Source organism: Desulfosarcina widdelii, assembly GCF_009688965.1.
GTDB classification, from domain to species: Bacteria; Desulfobacterota; Desulfobacteria; order Desulfobacterales; family Desulfosarcinaceae; genus Desulfosarcina; species Desulfosarcina widdelii.
The window spans coordinates 6,412,541-6,432,160 of record NZ_AP021875.1; the positions used below are offsets into that span (position 1 = coordinate 6,412,541).

The 19,620-nt window shown below is 48.2% G+C and carries 17 protein-coding genes and 2 pseudogenes; 8 read left to right on the forward strand and 11 right to left on the reverse strand.

What is annotated here, in order from left to right:
- The first annotated feature begins 622 nt into the window (after nucleotides 1-622).
- Entirely contained in the window at nucleotides 623-1,906 is a 1,284-nt protein-coding gene (locus GN111_RS29290; RefSeq protein WP_155307145.1) for a hypothetical protein, read from the forward strand.
- A 136-nt stretch (nucleotides 1,907-2,042) separates the two neighbouring features.
- Nucleotides 2,043-3,260 (forward strand): B12-binding domain-containing radical SAM protein, encoded by a 1,218-nt coding sequence (locus tag GN111_RS29295; protein ID WP_231715819.1) that lies wholly within the window; start codon nucleotides 2,043-2,045, stop codon nucleotides 3,258-3,260.
- Here GN111_RS29295 and GN111_RS29300 read toward each other — a convergent pair.
- From GN111_RS29300 to GN111_RS29325, 7 genes are all read right to left on the reverse strand, one after another.
- A complete protein-coding gene (locus GN111_RS29300; RefSeq protein ID WP_155307147.1) occupies nucleotides 3,257-3,520 on the reverse strand; it encodes a hypothetical protein in 264 nt (87 codons plus the stop codon). The genes GN111_RS29295 and GN111_RS29300 overlap by 4 nt on opposite strands.
- Before the next feature lie 293 nt (nucleotides 3,521-3,813).
- Entirely contained in the window at nucleotides 3,814-3,948 is a 135-nt protein-coding gene (locus GN111_RS34250; RefSeq protein ID WP_269433797.1) for a hypothetical protein, read from the reverse strand.
- 413 nt (nucleotides 3,949-4,361) lie between these two features.
- Entirely contained in the window at nucleotides 4,362-4,994 is a 633-nt protein-coding gene (locus GN111_RS29305) for a class I SAM-dependent methyltransferase (protein ID WP_155307148.1), read from the reverse strand.
- Between the two features lie 23 nt (nucleotides 4,995-5,017).
- Nucleotides 5,018-5,515 carry a hypothetical protein gene (locus GN111_RS29310; RefSeq protein ID WP_155307149.1) on the reverse strand — a complete coding sequence of 166 codons (498 nt, stop codon included), beginning with the start codon at nucleotides 5,513-5,515 and terminating at the stop codon, nucleotides 5,018-5,020.
- On the reverse strand, nucleotides 5,478-5,972 hold the full coding sequence (locus GN111_RS29315; protein WP_155307150.1) for a hypothetical protein: 495 nt from the start codon (nucleotides 5,970-5,972) through the stop codon (nucleotides 5,478-5,480). Before GN111_RS29315 ends, GN111_RS29310 begins: the two co-directional genes overlap by 38 nt.
- 228 nt (nucleotides 5,973-6,200) lie before the next feature.
- Nucleotides 6,201-8,102: an adenylate/guanylate cyclase domain-containing protein gene (locus GN111_RS29320; RefSeq protein ID WP_155307151.1), complete on the reverse strand. Its 1,902-nt coding sequence runs from the start codon at nucleotides 8,100-8,102 to the stop codon at nucleotides 6,201-6,203.
- Between the two features lie 544 nt (nucleotides 8,103-8,646).
- On the reverse strand, nucleotides 8,647-9,447 hold the full coding sequence (locus GN111_RS29325; RefSeq protein WP_155307152.1) for a glutaminyl-peptide cyclotransferase: 801 nt from the start codon (nucleotides 9,445-9,447) through the stop codon (nucleotides 8,647-8,649).
- Between the two features lie 149 nt (nucleotides 9,448-9,596).
- Here GN111_RS29325 and GN111_RS33570 point away from each other — a divergent pair, with 149 nt between their 5' ends.
- Entirely contained in the window at nucleotides 9,597-9,956 is a 360-nt protein-coding gene (locus GN111_RS33570) for a site-specific integrase (RefSeq protein WP_176603304.1), read from the forward strand.
- Between the two features lie 210 nt (nucleotides 9,957-10,166).
- On the opposite strand, the gene GN111_RS29335 is transcribed toward GN111_RS33570, so the two are convergent.
- Nucleotides 10,167-11,327, reverse strand: coding sequence for an adenylate/guanylate cyclase domain-containing protein (locus GN111_RS29335; RefSeq protein WP_170302510.1), 1,161 nt, complete (start codon nucleotides 11,325-11,327; stop codon nucleotides 10,167-10,169).
- Between the two features lie 824 nt (nucleotides 11,328-12,151).
- Here GN111_RS29335 and GN111_RS34545 point away from each other — a divergent pair.
- The 5 genes and pseudogenes from GN111_RS34545 to GN111_RS29360 all read left to right on the forward strand — a co-directional run.
- Nucleotides 12,152-12,286: pseudogene (locus GN111_RS34545) on the forward strand (helix-turn-helix domain-containing protein); the annotation flags it as partial.
- Between the two features lie 38 nt (nucleotides 12,287-12,324).
- Nucleotides 12,325-12,432: pseudogene (locus GN111_RS34050) on the forward strand (methyl-accepting chemotaxis protein); the annotation flags it as partial.
- Nucleotides 12,433-12,670: 238 nt separating this feature from the next.
- Nucleotides 12,671-13,279, forward strand: coding sequence for a type IV toxin-antitoxin system AbiEi family antitoxin domain-containing protein (locus tag GN111_RS29350; RefSeq protein ID WP_231715597.1), 609 nt, complete (start codon nucleotides 12,671-12,673; stop codon nucleotides 13,277-13,279).
- The gene (locus GN111_RS29355; protein WP_197740453.1) at nucleotides 13,276-14,184 is read left to right on the forward strand and encodes a nucleotidyl transferase AbiEii/AbiGii toxin family protein; all 909 of its coding nucleotides are present in this window, start codon (nucleotides 13,276-13,278) and stop codon (nucleotides 14,182-14,184) included. Before GN111_RS29350 ends, GN111_RS29355 begins: the two co-directional genes overlap by 4 nt.
- A 2-nt stretch (nucleotides 14,185-14,186) precedes the next feature.
- Nucleotides 14,187-14,636 carry a TOTE conflict system archaeo-eukaryotic primase domain-containing protein gene (locus tag GN111_RS29360; protein ID WP_155307155.1) on the forward strand — a complete coding sequence of 150 codons (450 nt, stop codon included), beginning with the start codon at nucleotides 14,187-14,189 and terminating at the stop codon, nucleotides 14,634-14,636.
- Here GN111_RS29360 and GN111_RS29365 read toward each other — a convergent pair.
- The 3 genes from GN111_RS29365 to GN111_RS29375 form a co-directional block, all read right to left on the reverse strand.
- Nucleotides 14,594-15,337, reverse strand: coding sequence for an ISL3 family transposase (locus GN111_RS29365; RefSeq protein ID WP_155307156.1), 744 nt, complete (start codon nucleotides 15,335-15,337; stop codon nucleotides 14,594-14,596). The two genes, GN111_RS29360 and GN111_RS29365, sit on opposite strands and share 43 nt — an antisense overlap.
- A gap of 587 nt (nucleotides 15,338-15,924) precedes the next feature.
- Nucleotides 15,925-17,490 carry a long-chain-fatty-acid--CoA ligase gene (locus tag GN111_RS29370; RefSeq protein ID WP_155307157.1) on the reverse strand — a complete coding sequence of 522 codons (1,566 nt, stop codon included), beginning with the start codon at nucleotides 17,488-17,490 and terminating at the stop codon, nucleotides 15,925-15,927.
- Between the two features lie 56 nt (nucleotides 17,491-17,546).
- The gene (locus GN111_RS29375) at nucleotides 17,547-19,568 is read right to left on the reverse strand and encodes an alkyl/aryl-sulfatase (RefSeq protein WP_197740454.1); all 2,022 of its coding nucleotides are present in this window, start codon (nucleotides 19,566-19,568) and stop codon (nucleotides 17,547-17,549) included.
- Nucleotides 19,569-19,620 lie beyond the last annotated feature (52 nt).

The following is a 19,620-nucleotide window of genomic DNA, read 5'->3' on the forward strand; positions in this document are numbered from 1 at the left end:
GTTTTTGATGAATAACTTTGTTGCCTTCAACAAGTATCAGGCTTGCACGAACAATAGATAGGCACATTACTTCATTCAAAACCGGTCCGTTTTCGGCTGGCTTCTGATTAATAAAGATTACCTTGCTTCAGCCGGTTCTGTCAAATGTTGGGATAGACAGGATCAGGTAATCTCGCTGTAAGTGAGTTCGGGTCCAGATACCCAAATAAAAGGCTCGAGCCTGCCATCGGTCCATTATGAAATTCCAATTGGGTCAAGAGCAAGAATTGACCCTTTTGCGGGTCTGCCAACTTCCTGACCACAAAATCTTGATTGGTGCCAAATCCCACTGTACCCCTATGTTGCAAAAGCCGGAGGGCGACAGAGCCAAGGCGCCAAGGGTGACGCTGTAGTCGGCTACCGCGATCCCTTGGCAACGCCGGATCTGGTGGCCTCCGGCTTTCCCGAAGGGGAAAAGATGAAGAAAAATTCGCCCCATCCTGGAATGCACCGGTGGTTGATTCCAAAAATGAGAGCCGGATGTGTCTCATGGAAGATAACCATGGTAATTGGCAATTTTTCTCAGTCTTTTTATGCAACATTGGGGTGTATCTGAACGCCCATTCCATTTATACTGTCCACCATGATGGACTGGTGGTGGATCATAAAACTGTTCTGGGGCGGAATCGGTCTGGGCCTCGCCTGTCTGCTGCTGATTGTGGTGTGGCGGGCCCAGGGTTTTATCGCCTGGAACCGTTCCCTGCAAAAGGAACTGAAATCCCTAGCCCGGGAGGCGGAAACCGTTTCCTTGAACCGCAGAAAAGGCATACGGGTGATCCAGGATCGGTGCGATGAAATTTTTTACTCCCTGTCGCCCCGTCTCGGTGATCTGGATCAGTTGCGGGACTATGTCCGAGCTATCGCAGCCTGCTTTTTCCCGGACGCCAAATTCCCCGAACTCCAGGTATCTTTAGGGTATTTGATTCATTGCATGAACGATTCCCTGGTCCGGTTTGACCGGATTCTTCAGCGACCGGAACTGAATCGTCTGAAATCGATGAATATCAAAAGCATCCGCAGCCTGTATCGGTGGTTCACCGGCGTGATGCAGCACCCTTCGGTGAAGTGGTATACAGAACATCGAATCATGATTCGGAGAATCAGCCGCATTCGCTTTTTTTTCTTTATCGATCCATTCTCCTGGATTTTTTTATTGTCGCGAAAAGTTGTGGTCCTTTTGCTGATACGGACGCTGGTCCTGGATATCACCGTTTATGTAGGCAAAGTGGCCCTGAATGCATACGACCAGGACCATGACAGCTCCGAGGAAGAAGATGTTGACATCCTGGAAGAGACTCTGGAAGATCTTTCACATATGCAGATGCCATCGGCCATGGAGACCGATCCTGTACTTCTTGAAATTCGCCAGGAACTGGTTGGTTTTTCTACGGTGATGCTGTCCAACCCAACCTGGGAGAAATGGAAAGAAACCGTTCGGAAAGCGGCGGACCATATTGCCCGAAAACATTTCCCCGATTCCGAAGCTCCCGTGGAAGAGGCCGCTATTGGTCCACTGCTCTATCGGACACGGTCCTGGCTGGAAACGCTTGGAAAGGGAGAGACGATTGCCATCGTTCGCTATGCATACCGCACACGACTTGAAACCTTGTTTCAAGCCAGGGATGTCTCCGACCTGATTCTCACTCCAACGGTTCGCCGCACAATACGGACCGCATTGGATACGTATGGTTGGCTCAAATGGCCGCTGCTCATCTACCGGCGGGCCAAACGGTTCTCCCTTCCCCGCATAGCCGTTGATCTCGGGTGGTTCGTGGGCAAGAAAACGATTCTGGTTTTGATCCATGGCCGCACATTTGACCAGGTTTGCCGTGAATTGGACTGGGTCTACCGGATTTCATCGAGGTAAATCAGCTGGAGCTGTAAAAAAACGATATCTTGTGTTTCAATACTGATCAAAGAGGAAGTCGTGGTGCCTTAATATGAAAGTTCTTTTGATATCCGCCAACACGGAACAGATCAACATGCCGGTACTGCCATTGGGGATGGCCTTTGTTGCCAGAGCCGCCGAAGATGCCGGACACGAGGTATCCCAGATCAATCTGATGGCCGACCCAGAGGCCCTGACATCCCTGGCAGCGCGCATCCGGATGATTCGACCGGATATCATCGGCATATCCGTTAGAAATATCGATGATCAGGTCTCTCTGCATCCCCGATTTCTTTTGGAAGCGGTAAAACAGGTGGTGGCCGCATGCAGGCAAAACTCCAAGGCCAGGATTGTGCTCGGGGGTGCCGGGTACAGCATGTTTCCCGAACATGTACTGGCCTACCTCGGAGCCGATATGGGGATTCAGGGAGAGGGGGAACACGCCTTTGTCACACTTTTGGATAAGATCGAAAAAGGCAGGGACCTATCGGCCATCCCCGGCCTGCATCATGCCGCCCAGGGCATCACCAACCTTCCGGATATCAATACCGAGCTCGACCGGTTTCTATTCCCTGAGCCGGACAGGCTTTTAACTTCATTGACACCTGCCAGCGATGAGATCATCTGGTTGCCGTTTCAGACCCGCAGAGGCTGTCCGTTGAATTGCAGCTACTGTTCGACCGCGCTGATCGAAGGTGACCGCACCCGCATGCGGTCGGCCAGATCGGTCATAGACGCCCTGTCTCAATATTCGTCCGCCGGATTTAATCATTTCTTCTTTGTGGACAACACCTTCAATCTGCCCCCGGGATATGCTATCGACCTTTGCGATCGAATGATTGAAGCGGACTTGGGTATTTCCTGGCGATGTATCCTCTATCCTGGAAAGGTAAAAGAAGAACTTGTAGAAAAAATGGCGAGCTCCGGTTGTGTCGAGGTCAGCCTCGGAATGGAAAGCGGATCGGACATCATACTGAAAAAGATGAACAAGCAGTTTCGCACAGAAGACGTGCGTCATGCATCCGAGCTGCTAAAGAAATACGGAATTCGTCGCATGGGGTTTTTGCTTTTAGGAGGGCCGGGAGAAACCAGGCAGACCGTCATGGAAAGTCTGAAATTTACCGATTCGCTTGAACTCGAAATGGTAAAAGTAACAGTTGGTATTCGTGTGTATCCGAATACGGAAATTGCCCTCCATGCCAAGCAGATAGGGGCATTATCTGTTGATGATAACCTCTTGTCTCCAAGGTTTTACATTGAAAATGGTATGGAGGCGTGGTTGCGGAAAACTGTACAAGAGTGGCTGAAAGATCGATCCAACTGGATAAATTAATTCATTCGGAGGATTGCGTTCTGATCGTCCGTAACAACTTTCCGAATCTGTTCTTCTTTCGACTCTAAAAAATCAATAATAGAAGACCTGTCCGAATCGTCCCAACGTTTCTGCCCGATTTTTAGAAATATTCTGGATTTCCCTGTCTTGATGATAAAGTCGTATGATTCTGTTATCGAGTTCTCTCGATAATCAACATGATATTCATCATAGCCAGTTCTAAAGAAGTCCAGAACAGTTTTTCTTTTTGTTGCAGCCATTTTTTTCTCCCTTATGCATATTTCTGTTTTCTCAATTATCATCCAAAAATAATTTTTTGAAAAACACTTTGGAGAAGTTCCATTAGAGAGGCAGAGCCCCGTTAGAGGCTCTGCCGTGTACAACATTTCTGCTGATTTTATCTTATGCCTATGTTTTCGAAGCTCTGCCGTTTATCGTGCCCTTAAATCTTGCATGCGGCTGTCGATGACCGGCCAGCGATACATCTGTTGATGAAGTAACCCAGCGTAATGAGCGTAATCGTTGTTCCTATCATAGGGCACCTTCCTTTCATTTATCCCGCCACATCGATCCCAGGATCACATCCCAGATGTTCATCTTTGTTTTCGCACTCGAAGTTTTTTTCGCGGGTGTCAACGTGTCCTTCGTTTCTGTCGTCGCTGTAGTCCTGAACTTTATTTTCGGCCATGGTATCACCTCATTAATTGCTTGTTTGTTGTTTGCATTTCGTGTTGCGTACTAAAAAGATATAACACTCGAGCAAATCGGCAATGTGAGCTGGTTGAGCGTATGGTGGTAGGTTAAAACTACCGATTGGGCGAGGAGTGCTTGTAGTCTGGACCGCGATAGCCCAAGATGTCATTCTTGATGAAAAAGGGGAAATCGCTGATTCAAAGGGGCCGGCTTGAATAATGGCTGAACGAATGACTGTGATAATGGCCATGGCATCAAGGCCGGAATTGATCCGGTTACCGGAATACCAGGTCAAATGTCGCCGTCGTTCAGGTCGGAAACTATGCCCGGGAATTATCGAATCAAAGTGTCAAGTCAGCCCTCGGCTCGTTATGAAATTCCAACTAGTTCAAGAGTAGGCCTGATCCTTTAACAATTTGGTCGTAGCATGAATATTCCCAAGTTGCCACTACTTACAACTTTACTCTTTTCTATGTCTAAATTTCGATTTTCAATTATTCCAGGGATTCCATCTCTGGCAATGAAGTCCCGAAAATTCTTGAAGTGCTCCGAACCGGCCATAATTTCAAAAAAGAATATTACCGATTTATTCATCCATCCCTTAGGGAAGATCTGGTTACTCGGATGATAATCAACTGCTAATATTCGGCCATCCTTTTTCAAGACACGGATCATTTCATCACAAATCTTTAAACGGGTGGTGTGGGATATCTCATGTAGGGTCATCATGGTGATAACCAGGTCAAAAAAATCATTTGGATACTCCATATTGGAAGCATCTCCTAGGCGAAGATTAGCTTTTCTACTTAATCTGGATTTGGCGACCGACAGCATTGAAGGAGATGAATCGATTCCAAAAACATTGCAATCAGCTTCTTGGTAGTGGTTTAAGGTTGTCCCAGTACCACACCCCACGTCTAAAACATTCATTCCAGCCACTGGGGGATGCAATCCTATCCCTATTTCCCGTAACGTTTTATTGAAAGGTTCTACAAAAAAATCATACTTTCGAGCCCAGCTTTTATAGGGATCTTCTTTCATATTGCCTCACTATTTAGGTGGGATCATGATTGGGAGGGGGCATTGAAATCAGGATTCATCGGGCACTTCGTATTGATGCAATTTGGGCATCCTGTATGATAAAGCAGGACATAAAAAAACAGTATGACAATGCCAGAGTATAAAACAAAATACATCATCGAACCGGCTTTGATGATCGCCACATAGGGGATGCATAGCCTTAGAAAAAAGGCCAGCAATCCACCGACACCAGCAATTAAGCCAAAATTGTTTCCCCGTTCAAATGTCAGGTGTGAACAACCCCCTTCCAACGGAACTGGGCACTGCTTACCGTGGTAGACGCAGTTTCGGCAGGTTGTGGCATGGATAACAAAATAGGATGCCACCCACAGCAACAGGTACAGCATTCCTGCAAAATTCGAAAGCTCCCAACTGAAATACAGACCGAATAGAAAAATGATTGCCATCAAGACGGCGTTAATGCCGTATTCCTTGAGGGTGAATTTATCCAGTTTCTTCTTCCTTTTGATTCCGGTTTTCATGTATCAACACCTCTTCACCAATATTATCAGGTTTTTCGATGCCCGAAGATGTAATATAGCCAGTGAGTATGACAATTAGCACTGCAATGGAAAGGGGCCATGGTGGTGATGCCTCTGTTTTTATCGCCACTGACGCCGAGACATATAGACAGAATCCGTTAAATACCATCAAGACCAATGGCACAGCCCTTTTGGCCCATAATTCTCCATTTCTGAAGGGAATTAGCAGCATGATCAGGCAAGAAAGGGAGCCTGTTATAAATGCGGCCCCAGCAAAATTTACGAAATTTACGAGCATAACCTGCAGGCCAGGGCCCAGATCCTCCCAGTTTACGCCAATCGCCCGGTGATGGTAAGGCATAACCGTTGGGCAGGCCAGATATGTAATCCCAAAGGCCATTCCAAGCAGGTTAACAACCAAATAAATGGTGAAAGCGATCTTATCTCTCTTGTTCATGCGGTGCTCCTATCTCGGGAAAGGCTGATTTTTAATTACAGGAGCCGACATACAGTGGAACATAAAACAGGTAGGATTTTTTAAAATAATCTCAAAACAGCACGCTTGTCAACGTTTAGCAACCCCTTGACAAGGAACGGAATTATTTAAAGTCTCAAGTCTGCCCTCGACTCCTTATGAAATTTCGATTGGATTAAGAGCAGACTTGATCCTTTTACTGCACCACTGTCATGACGTCGATTTTTCCGGCAACCCAGCTTTGCGCAAAGCACCCAGCTCTCTCTCTATGTCAGCTTTATTCTTATAACGCAGTCTTTTCGCATACGATTCAATCGAGAATTTGGGATTTATTCGAAGGACTTCTTTAGCAGCCGCCTGTGCGTCTGCCTCACGATCTAATGAGCTATAACAAGCAGCAAGATAACGATGGGCAGCAATAAAATTGGGGCTTACTTGAATAGCCTTTTTGCATATCGCTATCGACTCATCATACTGACCAGTCATGAAATAGGCGCGACCTAAGATCCAGTAAACAAACACACCGGGGAATGGGTTGAGCCGCAGAGCCATTTCTCCATATCGAGCAGCATCTTCCCACAGACCTAAATTGCTTAAAATACCACCCTTGATCGCTTTTGCATCCGCCGCATTGGAATTCAGTTCTATCGCCCGGTCTATCTCGGAAAGCGCTTTTTCGTACTGACGGGTGACGTTGTAGTAAGCGGCCAACAAAGAATGGGCTCCGTCGTGTAACTCATCTATATTTAAGGCCTTTTGAGCCAGTTCAAATGCAGCTTTAAAGGATTCTTTTGGTGATTCACTCCAACCGCGAACCCCTAAATTTAAATGTGTATAACCTAAATATACATAAGGCCAGACAAAGTCGGGTTCGAGTTCAATCGACTCTTCGAACAATGGCAGTGCCTTCTCGTAATCTTCTCTTGTATGCCGACAAAAAAATCCCTGGGCACGATAGTGCTTTTCAAGGGCCTTTAGATTATATTTCTTTTGCGTCCAGCGTCGAGCCTGTTCTCCCTCCGTCAGTTGGGCAACCATGGCGTTCAGGACGTTGGCCGTAATTTCATCCTGTATTTCAAAAATATCTGTGAGTCGTCGGTCGTAGCGCTCGCTCCAGATATAACTGCCAGATATTGCATCAATCAGTTGAACCGTTATGCGTACTTTATTGCCGGACTTCTGGACACCCCCTGTCAATACGTAATGTACGCCTAATTCTTCAGCCACTTGCCGGATCTCCACAGATTGTTCCTTGTAATGGAAGGCTGACTGGCGAGTGATCACGAAAATACGTGGATAAGTGGAGAGCGTGGTGATGATTTGTTCTGTCAATCCATCGCTGAAATAGTCCTCTTCGGGATTGTCACTCATGTTTTTGAACGGCAGAACAACGATAGAGGGCTTTTCCGGCAAGGGATAAGCCATCTTGTCAATGGAGGCCGCTTGTATCTTCGCCGGTCGCGGATAGAAGACCCATAGAATCGAGACACTACAAATTAAGATTAGCACGATGGCTATTGCGTATGGTTTTTGAAGTTTCGTCTTCCGGTGAGATTGCTCATCGATGATTTTACCCTCGAATTCCGGTTTCAACAGAACGCGGTAAATCCGAACAGGTTCAGATATATTTTTAACCTCATGTTCCCCCATATATTCAAACCCTTGCCGGACTTTATTTTTAACCTGATCAAAAACACCTCTGGAAATGCTGATACCTCCTGGATCGGCCAAGCTTTCAATTCTGGCGGCAACATTAACACCGTCACCGTATATTCTGTTGTCTTTGTGAAGAACATCACCAAGATTGATGCCGATTCGGAAATTCATACGACGATTGGATTGCAGTTTCCCATTTTCGATTTCCAATCTTTTCTGAATTTCAATGGCGCTGTTAACCGCATTCAATGCGCCATTGAATTCCGCAAGGATATTGTCCCCGGGAGTGTCAACGACTCGTCCCTGATTGTTTTGGATCAAATCAGCGATGATCGCACGGTAGGCGGTGATGGTATTGACGGTAGATTCGTCATCGTCGCCCATTAGTTTGCTGTAGCCTTTTACATCCGCGCTTAGAATCGCTGTCAATTTGCGTTGAGTTCCATTTTCAGCCATAGGTCCTCCCGGAATTGTAGAAGGATAGATTGTTAAATCATTAAGATATCGGGATCGCTGTCGATTAAGCCGTATTTCGAAATAATTGTGCAGGTTTAGAACAAGGAGGGAGGAACAATTAACTATTCCCGATATTTATAGATAGAATGGATTGGCTTTAGTGGTCAAGGGGCGATTACGTCTACCCTATAGTTGCATAAAAAGATGCTTTCATCATTGTTACCTATTGTTATCTAAGCAAGAATGGCTATCGAAAGAAGTTATGTTCGAATTCGCCATTTGTTAATTCCTTCAGGTAACAATGATTGAGGCATCTTTTCGACCCTTTCGGGAAAGCCGGAGGGCTTCAGATACCGCGTTGCCGAGGGCTCGCGGTAGAATCATTACAGCTTCACCCTCGGCGCCTTGTCTCTGAAGCCCTCCGACTTTTGCAACGTTAGGGTCTACCTTACCCATGGGGAGGTTCGAACCGCGGTCAGGTCCGATTTGGAAGTAATTATGTAGAAATCACCGGAATTGAACAAAGACCGATTGGCCGGTCCCCTCAATGGCGGATCACCTCTATCTCAAAAAGCAGCGGCCACAGCTTGCCAGTAACAAACAACCGATCATTCTCTGCATCATAGGCGATCCCGTTGAGAACAGCATCGCGATGATCCATTTTTTTATAGCCCTGGGGCAGGAGGTTCGTCAGATCAAGCCATCCAAGCACCCTGCCTGATTCCAGTGAAATCATGGCGATTCGGTCCGTATGCCAGACATTCGCGTAGATCTTTCCGCGCACGTACTCAAGTTCATTTAACCGGTGGACAGGAATGGACCCATCCCTTACGGTGAGTTGTCCTTTTTCCTGGAAGGTTTCGGGATCGAGCAGGCGCAATGTGCTGCTTCCGTCGCTCATAATCAATTGGGTTCCATCATGGGTCAACCCCCAACCCTCGCCCGAGTAGAGAAAGGTTCGCCGAAGGCAAAAGGAAGCGTGGTCATAAACAAATGCGACCTTCCCATGCCAGGTGAGTTGTATCAGCCGATCTTTCCAGTCGGTCAGTCCTTCGCCCCAGTACCTGGCATCTAGCCGTCGCTCCTGGACGACCTCGCCCGTTTCCAGCTTGACCTTCCTTATAGAGGAGCGCCCTTTTCGTCCGGTGCTCTCGAATAGATACCCATTCTGGTAGACCAGGCCTTGCGTGTAGGCCTGTGTATCGTGCGGGTAGGCGTTGACGATGCGATACCCGTAAATTGGTGATCGATCCTGCGCGTTCGACTGCCCGCCCAGGACATGGCATGGCAGACAGAGCAAAACGCCGAGGCCAAAGATCTTGACCCCAATGAACTTTCTCAACATAAATACCATCCGGTTTTTACCAGCGAGGAACCTGAAGAGGCCCACATCGGATGCACGCCATACTCGCTGGAAATTTCGACCAGGGCTTCTGTCCTGGACAATGCAGCCATGGCAACTTTAACTTTGAATAGGGCACTACGACGGATACGGTGTCTGATGTTGTTTCCAATGTGATCGAGATTCTATCTATTGATGTTGATCCCGATGGTCTTTCCTTTTTCCATGAGGATATTACCGCAGAACACATTACAGATGATGCTGAGTACCAGGTGATTACCTATGAGGCTGCCAGAATGATGGTGATCAAATCCGGCAAGCTGGTCGGTGTCAAACTCAGACCTCATGACCTGCGTCGGCATTCTGATACCTATGCAAGTCGATCTGGCGTACCTATTGAAATTATTTCAAAAGGCATCCTCCGGCACGCGAATCTTTCGACCACACAAAGGTATCTGGGAACGATCAGCGATGTGGAAGCGATTCGTTGGATTGAGAATATTTATGGGTGATGCAAAAAGGGGTGATGCCGGTTTCGGTTTCACCCCATTCATATTTGCCAGTAAAGATAGGCAGAACAAAGCGTTGCTTTTATCGGGAAACGGGAGCCACAACATGATGTATGAGGTGGCTTATTATTCTGAATTTATTCACATAAACGTCCATAGGAGTAACCACCGGTTTCACAGATCGTGTGATACGATCTGGCTATTTGCGGATTGTTAACCGACACTCTCGCCAGAATCGTGATTTTTAAACTGAACATGAAAGGGGTCAAGCTCGTATACGGATATGGGACGGTGGTATCCCTTTACTTCAATCTTACCCAGAGGGGTGCAGGGGAACTCTTCTCGGGCAAGTGCCCATGTGGTATGGCTAATCAGAATCCGCCCCGGCTTGCAGGCACTTTCAAGGCGGGCAGCAAGATTAACCTGCATTCCCATTGCCGTATACTCTTTCCTTTCAGAAGAGCCATAGCCGCCTACGGTTGCCATTCCTGTGTTGATCCCGCACCTAATTTTTAAATTTTCATCAATTCCGGAATCAAACCACTTCTGGTTTAATACTTCCATTTTTAACTGCATATCAATTGCCATATGCAGGCATCTTACAGCGTGGTCTTTATCTTCTGTTTTATTGGGCGCGCCAAAGATCACGTATAAACCATCTCCGATTAGCTGGGCCAGGGTACCTCCGTATCTATTAATTATTATTATCATTTCGGAAAGATATTCATTCAATAGATTTCCCATGTCCTCTGGTTCAAGAGAATCAGTAATCTTTGTAAAATTTTTGATGTCCGAAAAAAACAAGGTCAACTTTTTCCGGTGATGTTTCCAGACCAGGTCGATAGGTCCGTGGGATATTGTCTCCGCTATTTGGGGGGGCACGTATTTTGAGACAATCCTGCAAGCTTTTTGAACTTTTTCCTGCTCTTTTCTTAATTTCTCTTCAGCAATCATACGTTCATGGATATCTGTTACAATGCCCTGATGATACCGAATGTCGCTTTCAGGATCTACATAAATGGATGTCTGATCTTCAACCCATCGGAGTTCCCCATCATTAGTAACGATACGGTAAACCTGGGTATAGTTCTCTCTCTCCTTTGCTACAAAATCCTTTATTTCTTGTAATATTTTTTCCTTATCCCCCTGATAGACAATGTCCCGAAACATGATTGTATCATTGAGGAAATCTTCAGCCCGGTATCCGAAACGGGATATGTTGGGAGAAACGTAGACCATCTTGCGCTGCTTTGGATCATCTGCAGCCAGGCGGCGAAACAGTATTGAAGGGCTGTTTTGAATTATCATTTCAGCAAGTGCTAAGGCATGGGAGTCTTCGCGGTTGCTGTTTTCTTTTTTAATTGGCCAGTTCATTTCCTGAAAATAACACATTGTGGTACTAAGTAAAGGTTTTTAGATAAAATAATGGAGGGCGCTGGATTACAGAAATTTTGCAAACACGTAAAAATGGGCTTGGGTTTATCACCAATCAAGATGTTGTGGTTATTGAAATTACCCTGCGTCGGTCAGCCCTGTCAAATGTTGGGATACGTGATTATTTAATCTATCTGTGGATTCGGTGCGTATAAAGATTCGTTATGATAAACAAAAATAGAACCGGCCATAATCATGTCTTTGATGTGCATCAATTATGCACCGATTCTCAGCGGGAGGAGGAGGTGCCTGAATGGCTTGAACAGCAACCTTTTACTTAGTTTCTTTAATTGACGAAAAACTTCAGCGAGCCTCCATAATTTTAGGATGGCAGTGAATGGTTCTATTACACATGAGTTCGCGGTCAATACAACATAAGGGTAATACTGTCAGTAAGATACTGCATAGGGCAAAGAAGCGGTAGGTGAGTTGATGAATAGGATTGGATAAATTGGGATGCAGCGGATACTTTTATTCGGACGAGGGGATTGTTGCGGTAGAAAAACCTCGGCTGCTGCCAGTTAAAGTTTCCTTCAGGTCAGGGCATCCATTCATATTGGCTTTTTGCCCAAACTTAAGCATAAATTGCCAAAGACCAAGACATCGTTAACCCAAGTCTAACGGTAAAAAGGGTCAAGACATCGTTAAGCCTGAAAGAATGCGGGGCGCTCAATCCACACCCACAGAAAGTCGCTGAAGAAACGTTTTCAGATGCGACGATCACTTTTTTCGATCCCCGTGATCTTGTTCAGGTCAAGTACGAGATGCTTCGTTCCGTCGAAAAGGAAGGTCGCTCGGTAAAACACGCATCCGAAACATTTGGGTTCTCGCGGCCAGCTTTTTATCAGGCACTGTCGCAGTTTGAAAAGGGGGGCGTAAACGGTCTTGTCAAAAAACGGCCAGGACCAAAATCGGCCCACAAATTGACTGATGATATATCGAAGCCGCTCGAGCCGGTGATGCGGGTCGGGGATTTGCCGTGGTGGCCGATGAAGTCCGAAAACTTGCTGAAAACAGTTCCAAATCAGCAGTGGACATATGCAAGCGGCTGCCCTCCGAGATCACCGATTACTTGATGAATATTGATGATCCAGAAACTCTGAAATTTTTCACAGAACGGAGGCTCAGGCCTTTGACCCTGATGGCAACCGATGATGATAAGATCACCAGATTCAAAGAGATGGTAGAAGCAATAAACATAGATTAAAGCATCGTCGACTTTCCCTTGATTTTTTATCCAAAATCAGACATATTGTTACCACTTATTAACAAATGGGGGCTTTTTGTCTGCAGTTGAAATGAAAAGTCATTTTATAGAACTGTTTCGTAAGAACGGTGGGCAACTTCGGATGAGTGAGGCGATAGCGGCAGGCATTACACGCTATATGCTTTATTCGCTCAGAGACAAAGGCATCATCGAACAGGTGAGCAGGGGCGTTTATCGCCTCGTGGAACTCCCTCCGATGTCAAACCCTGATCTGGTGACGGTGAGCCTTCGTTTCCCTAATGCAGTCATCTGTCTCATATCGGCGCTGTCCTATCATAATATCACAACTCAGATTCCGCACGCTGTTTCCGTGGCTGTACCGAGGCAATCAAGAGTACCATCACTCAACTATCCTCCAGTTCAATCCCATAGATTTTCGAATGAAGCATATAATTCCGGCATTGAAAATCATAAGATTGATGGCGTGTCTGTAAAAATTTACAATCCCGAGAAAACATTGGCTGATTGCTTTAAGTTTAGGAACAAAATTGGAATGGATGTTGTCCTTGAAGCTCTTAAAATTTACAGATCCAGACAACAGTATAATCTCGAAAGGCTGCTCGAATACGCGAAAATCTGCCGGGTTAAAAATATTATGACGCCTTATCTGGAGGCAACGATTTGACCAAGACACCGCTGAAAAATATCGCAGCATCCGTAAGACAGCGTCTACTCGATAAATCAAGATCTGATATGCGGCCTTTTCAAGAACTTGCCCAATATTATGCCATGGAACGGTTTCTATACCGGCTTTCTCTATCCAAACATTCCAAACGCTTTATCCTCAAAGGCGCTTTGATGCTTCGGATATGGAAAGCGCCTCGGATTAGACCCACCATGGATATTGATATGCTTGGAAGGACAAGCAATAAGGTGTCTGATGTTGTTTCCAATGTGATCGAGATTCTATCGATTGATGTTGATCCCGATGGTCTTTTCTTTTTACATGAGGAAATTACCGCAGAACACATTACGGATGATGCTGAATACCAGGGGATTAGAATTCGCTTTCCAGCAAAACTTGATACCATGACTTTGAACATGCAACTGGATATCGGATTCGGTGACATTATCCATCCCAACCCCGAAGAGTCGGAATTGACATCAATTTTAGATTTTGCCGCACCACGATTACTTTGCTACAGCCGTGAGAGCGCCATTGCTGAAAAATTTGAAGCCATGCTCAAACTCCGAGGGTTGAATAGCCGGATGAAAGATTTCTATGATATTTGGCTGCTTTCTCGCCAGTTTGGATTCGATGGGAAAACGTTATCAGAAGCCATCAGGTTGACATTGGAGCAGCGTGGAACAGAACTTACCGATGAAATTGTTGCCTTTTCAAAGGAATTTATCGTGGCAAAAAGAAGCCAATGGAATGCTTTTAGGAAAAAGCTTGGACAAGACCATGTTCCTGCTGAGTTCGAACATATTGCCATGACGCTCAAAGGATTTATTGATCCGATAGCATCCGCCTTGGCTTCGAGGAAGCCTCCACCTTCGAGATGGTCTGCACCTGGTCCATGGGTATAGTTATGGATTATAAGGAATTAATCGGAAAATATACTGTTTTATTGGAAGAGGTAGAGCGATTAAGAAAAGAAAACAGGCGCTTAAGAACCCACCTTGAGATAGCGACGTCCGAGCCTCCCGGAAATACTCCCGAAGATATAAAAATCGTTGAAAAAACGCCTTGCAAGGAATCTGTTGCCCAAAATTCCAAATCGGTTGTAGATAATACGTCGGATTCCTCCGCTAAAATCCACCTTTTTATGTCGCTTTTTAAAGGCCGCAGTGATGTTTATGCAAAGCGATGGGAAAACAAAAACAAAGGCATATCCGGCTATTCACCTGTTTGCCTGAATCAATGGCAGGCAGGAGTGTGCAAAAAGCCAAAAATTTCCTGCTCAAAATGTGAAAACAAAGATGGTTCCTCGCTATTTCATGTGGGTAAATCGAACTTCAGTTTGCCTGCAATAAGATAAATCATGGTGATGAGCGTTCGTTCTGTTCGATACCCTCGGGCCCTGGCCTTGGCAGCTTGAATCAGGCTGTTTATCCCTTCCAGGATTCCATTGTTGATCCTGGAGGTAAACCAACGTAGGACGCCGTCCCAGTGGCTCTTGATGGTGTATGCGGCTTTTTTCATGGGCTCCAGGCGGCTATGAGTTGCCCAGAAATACCATTTCTTCAAGTAGGTTTCGGCGGTCCGGGCTGTCTGATTGTAGAATTCCTGAAAGTTGAGTTTGATGTGGTATGCCCGACTGGTTTTGAGGTTGAGCTTTTTGATCGTCAATTGTTCGAGTTGCTCTGCCTGGGACGCCTTGAGGTTGAATGGGTTCTTAAGCCAAAGATAGCGGCTGCCCTTTAGCACCGGCCGGTCTTTGGATTCCTCCCGGCGAACCTGGTCCACCGCTTCGTTGAGGACTTTGAGCACATGGAACTTATCGAAGGTGATATGGGCCTCGGGGAAATGTTTTTCGACACCGCTGATGAACGCCGGAGACATGTCGCAGCACATCTCCTCGATAGCGCCGGGATTGCCGCCATGGTCGGTGAGATCTCGTTTGAATCGATCCACGGTTGAGGCGTCCTTGCCGCCGGTGGCGAACAGAACCCGGGTTTCGTCAAGATCGACAAACAGGCTGACATAGTTGTGGCCGCGTCGTCTTGAGGTTTCGTCCATGCCGACATGCTTGACCTGACTGTGGTCGGCTGCCTTATGATGAGCGAAAAGGTGGATCGGACTTTCCAGGGGATGCCTCTATGCCCCATTTTTACGGCGCCCAATTTTTCAGCGTGACCAAATAGTTTGTTCTGGAAAGCACCGGTTTTAGAAGGTGGACGATTTTTGAGTGTATTTCAATGTATCTGGGATCAATCCAAAGTTGGGAGACTGGCATTTACTTTGTATGGGCATTGATTCCGGCTCTGGTTGGGATTACACCGACTAATCGTTGATTTCATCGAGAAATTGGAACCACAAGATATTGTATAGACGGGCTTAGTTTACTGAAAATATAAACATAAACGTCCATAGCAGAAATCTATATTTTTGCTGATTTGCAGGTAGGTTCAAGTTATCTTTAAGTTTGATGGGCTTGCCAAGGTTCGGATTCGCAGCAAGTACCTGTAAACAGTTGATCGACGGAAGGATAGCAATATGGATGCGGTTCACCCATCTATTTATCAAGGTACGATGATGATCTGGTCGCCATCAAAAAGGCCCGCACAGGGTCGTTTGTAAAAATAGACGATGTGCGGGCCTGATGGTTAGCCGGCGATTTCGGCTTTGAGCTCTTTTTTAAGAATTTTGCCGGTGGCCGTCATGGGCAGGGCTTCCCGGATTTCGATTATACGGGGATATTTATAGGCCGCCATCTGCTCTTTGGACCAGGCCAACAGGTCGTCTTCGGTAGCTGTCTCGCCTGGCTTTAACACGATATAGGCCTTGACTTCCTCCCCATGGGAATCGTGGGGGACACCGATGACCGAGGCCAGGGACACTGCCGGATGGGTCATCAAGACCTCTTCGATTTCCCGCGGGTAGACATTGAACCCGCCCCGGATAATCATGTCCTTGACGCGGTCCACGATGTAGACGTACCCGTCCTCGTCCTTCCGGCCCAGGTCGCCGGTATGAAACCAGGCCGTTCCCTTGAAGGCCTCGGCCGTGGCGTCGGGTTTGTTGTAGTAGCCCTTCATGACATTGTGGCCCCGAATGGTGATTTCGCCCACCTCGCCGGCCGCCACTTCGTTGTCGTCCTTGTCCACGATTTTGACCTCCACCCCCCAGATCGGTGTGCCCACCGAGCCGGGCTTACGCTCCTTGTGGAGATGGTTGAAGGTCGCCACAGGGCACGTTTCCGACAGCCCGTAACCTTCCATGATGGGAATGCGATATTTGGCCTCGATGCCCTTGATAATCTCCAGGGGCAGCGAGGAGGCTCCGGACACCCCGATCCGCAACGTATCGGCGATGCTCTCGAGGTCAAAACGCTTCTCTTTGTCCTCGTAAGTCAGCAGCGCCCAGTACATGGTCGGCACGCCGATAAAAATGGTCACTTTTTCGTTCTGCATCGCATCCAACACCGCCTCCGGCGTGAACCGGGGGATGAGCACGATGGTGTTGCCCAGGGAAAACCCGGCATTCATCTGGCAGGTCTGTCCGAAAGAATGAAACAGGGGCAAAACGAGGGCATGCACATCGTCGGGCTGCAAGTTGATGATATCTTTGGTGCCCCGAGCATTGAACGCCATGTTGGCGTGCGAGAGTTCGGCGCCCTTGGGGAAGCCCGTCGTGCCGGAGGTATAGAGAATGACGGCCGTATCTTCGAAGTCCGTGGCAACGGTATCGAAGGTGGGCGGCTGCTTGCCGATCAGTTGGCCCAGGGTCGCCGTGCCCTCGATCGGCGAAGGGGATTGCGGATCGGCCGTAATCACCCAGAAGTGCCGGCATCCGTCCACTTCCTGAAACCCTTTCCAGCCTTCCTCGGCCATGGGCAGGTCGGGAGTGCCTTGAAAACAGAAGTACGCCTTGGCGTCGCTGTCCTTGAGGTGGTAGGCGATCTCACGCCCTTTCAGGAGGACGTTCAAAGGCACCACCACCGCCCCGGCTTTGAGGATGCCGTAGTAGATCATCGGGAAATAGGGCAGGTTCGGGCAGCTCAGCGCCACCTTGTCCCCCTTGACGACGCCGGCGGAGGCCAGTCCATTGGCCACCTGGTTGGCAACGGCGTTCACCTGCGCGTAGCTAAATCGTTTGTCTCCAAACACGATCGCTGTTTTCGAAGGCCCTTCTTGGGCACTGTGTTCCAGCATGGCGGCCAGGTTTAGCATGTCTGAATCCTTTCATTTCTTTGCGTCTGCCCATTTGGCGTATGGTGGTTGATTCGCTAGGGCGTGACAATATTGAACAGAGGGTTAAACTGCTCGAGATTAGCCAAAATCGCACCGATGGCCTTGGGATTGCCTTGGGCGACGATTTCGCCGGACTGCATCAGCTCCGCAAAAGTCGCCTTTTTGCCCAAGAGCTTGGCAAAGGCCAGGGTGCTCAACTGATAGGTTGCATCCGGGTTTTGGAGGATGCGCCCTTTGGTATTGTTCAAGACACTGTTGCTCAACTCAAGGGCATAGTTCGTTTTGATGTCGGTGAATTCCATGTTGATGTTCAGGGTCAGGTCGGCCACCTTGTCGCGTTGCAGACGGACACCCAGAAAGTCAAAGACCATGTCCAGCGTCATGGCACGCATCACGTCAGGTCCTGTTGTGGTGGTTGATCGGGCCGGTTTTACGCCGTGTCGCAATTCAGCCGCAGCGGCAAGATACTCATTTCGCCACACGCCGGATTCGGCCTGATACCCGAGTTGCTCCAGCGCATCGGCCTGGAGGTTCAATGCGGCTTTGTTGTCGGGATCGGCAAAAACCAGATGGTTCACGACTTCGGCAACCCAGCGGTATTCCCCGGCGTCATAGTATTTTTTTGCCTTTTCAAGCAATGCGTCCGCCCCGCCCATGAACTCTACATACCGTTTTCCTGCTTCCACCGGTGGTAGGGGGTTCAGGTTGGCCGGGTTGCCGTCGTACCACCCGAGGTAGTACTGGTAGACCGCCTTGGCGTTATGACTCAGAGTCCCATAGTATCCGCGCGCTGAAAATTCCTTCGCAAGGGACGGCGGCAAGGTCATGGTTTCGGATATTTCGTTCGGGGTCAATCCCATGTTGGCCAGCCGAAGGGTTTCGTCGTGCATGTACCGGTAAAGATCGCGTTGCTTGACCAGAAAATCCCGGATACGTTCCTGGCCCCACGTGGGCCAGTGGTGGCAGCCAAAGGCCATATCGATTTTGTCGCCATAAAGGTCAATGGTTTCGTTGATGTATTTGCTCCACCCCAGGGCATCGCGGACCTGGGCGCCCCGCAGGGTGTAGAGATTGTGCATGTGATGCGTGGTGACTTCGGCCAGGCACAGGGCTTTGAAATCCGGGAAAAAAATCATGAATTCGGCCGGGGCTTCGGACCCGCTGGCCATCTGGAATACCATGCGAACCCCGTCAACGGTCATTTCCTGGCCGGTGGTCCCGATCGTGTCGGTCGGCGGAATCAGGCCGATGGTGCCCATGGAAAAGGTCTTGCCCAGACCGGTTCCCACGCGGCCGCGGACGCCCGGCTCGAGAACCCCGCCGAACTGGTAGAATGCCCTGCGGCTCATGGCCGTTCCCGCCAGCACGTTTTCTGCGATGGCATAGTCCATGAAGCCTTCCGGGGCGATGATTTTGACGTTCCCGGCCACGACGTCCTTTTCGTCAACAACCCCGCGCACGCCGCCGAAATGGTCGGCATGGGTATGGGTGTAGATCACGGCCTTGACAGGACGCTCCCCCAGATGCTCGTTCGCCAGTTGCAGAGCGGCATGGGCGGTTTCCTTGCTGACCAGGGGGTCGATCAGAATCCAGCCGGTCCGGCCTTCGATCAGGGTCATGTTTGAAAGGTCATAATTCCGGATCTGATAAATTTTTTCGTGAATCTTGAAAAGCCCGTGGATATTGTTCAGCTGCTCCTGCCGCCATAAACTCGGATTTACGGTATCCACGGAATCCCCGGACAGGAAATCGTAGGCGGGCATATCCCAGACAACCTCTCCGTTGTCATCCTTGATCACCAGAGGGGCGTCGGTCGCGATGAACCCTCTCTGGGAATCTTCAAAATCCTGGCGGTCGCTGAAATCGAGCACCTCGACCATGGCCTTGTTGGCGGCGATCGTTTCTGGACTGGCCTCTTTAGAGGATGCATCCTGGGCCGATGCCAGCACCGGCATCAGGCAATAGATGAGCAGTAATAGGGTAATTAGCGCTCCTTGTGGAATCGGGAAGGCACCCTGTTTAGCGCCCGGCCGTCCTGTACTGAGATGATATGTCATTTTTTCCCTTTCTTTATGCCAATCTCTCCCGGTGCTTATACCGGATAGTGGA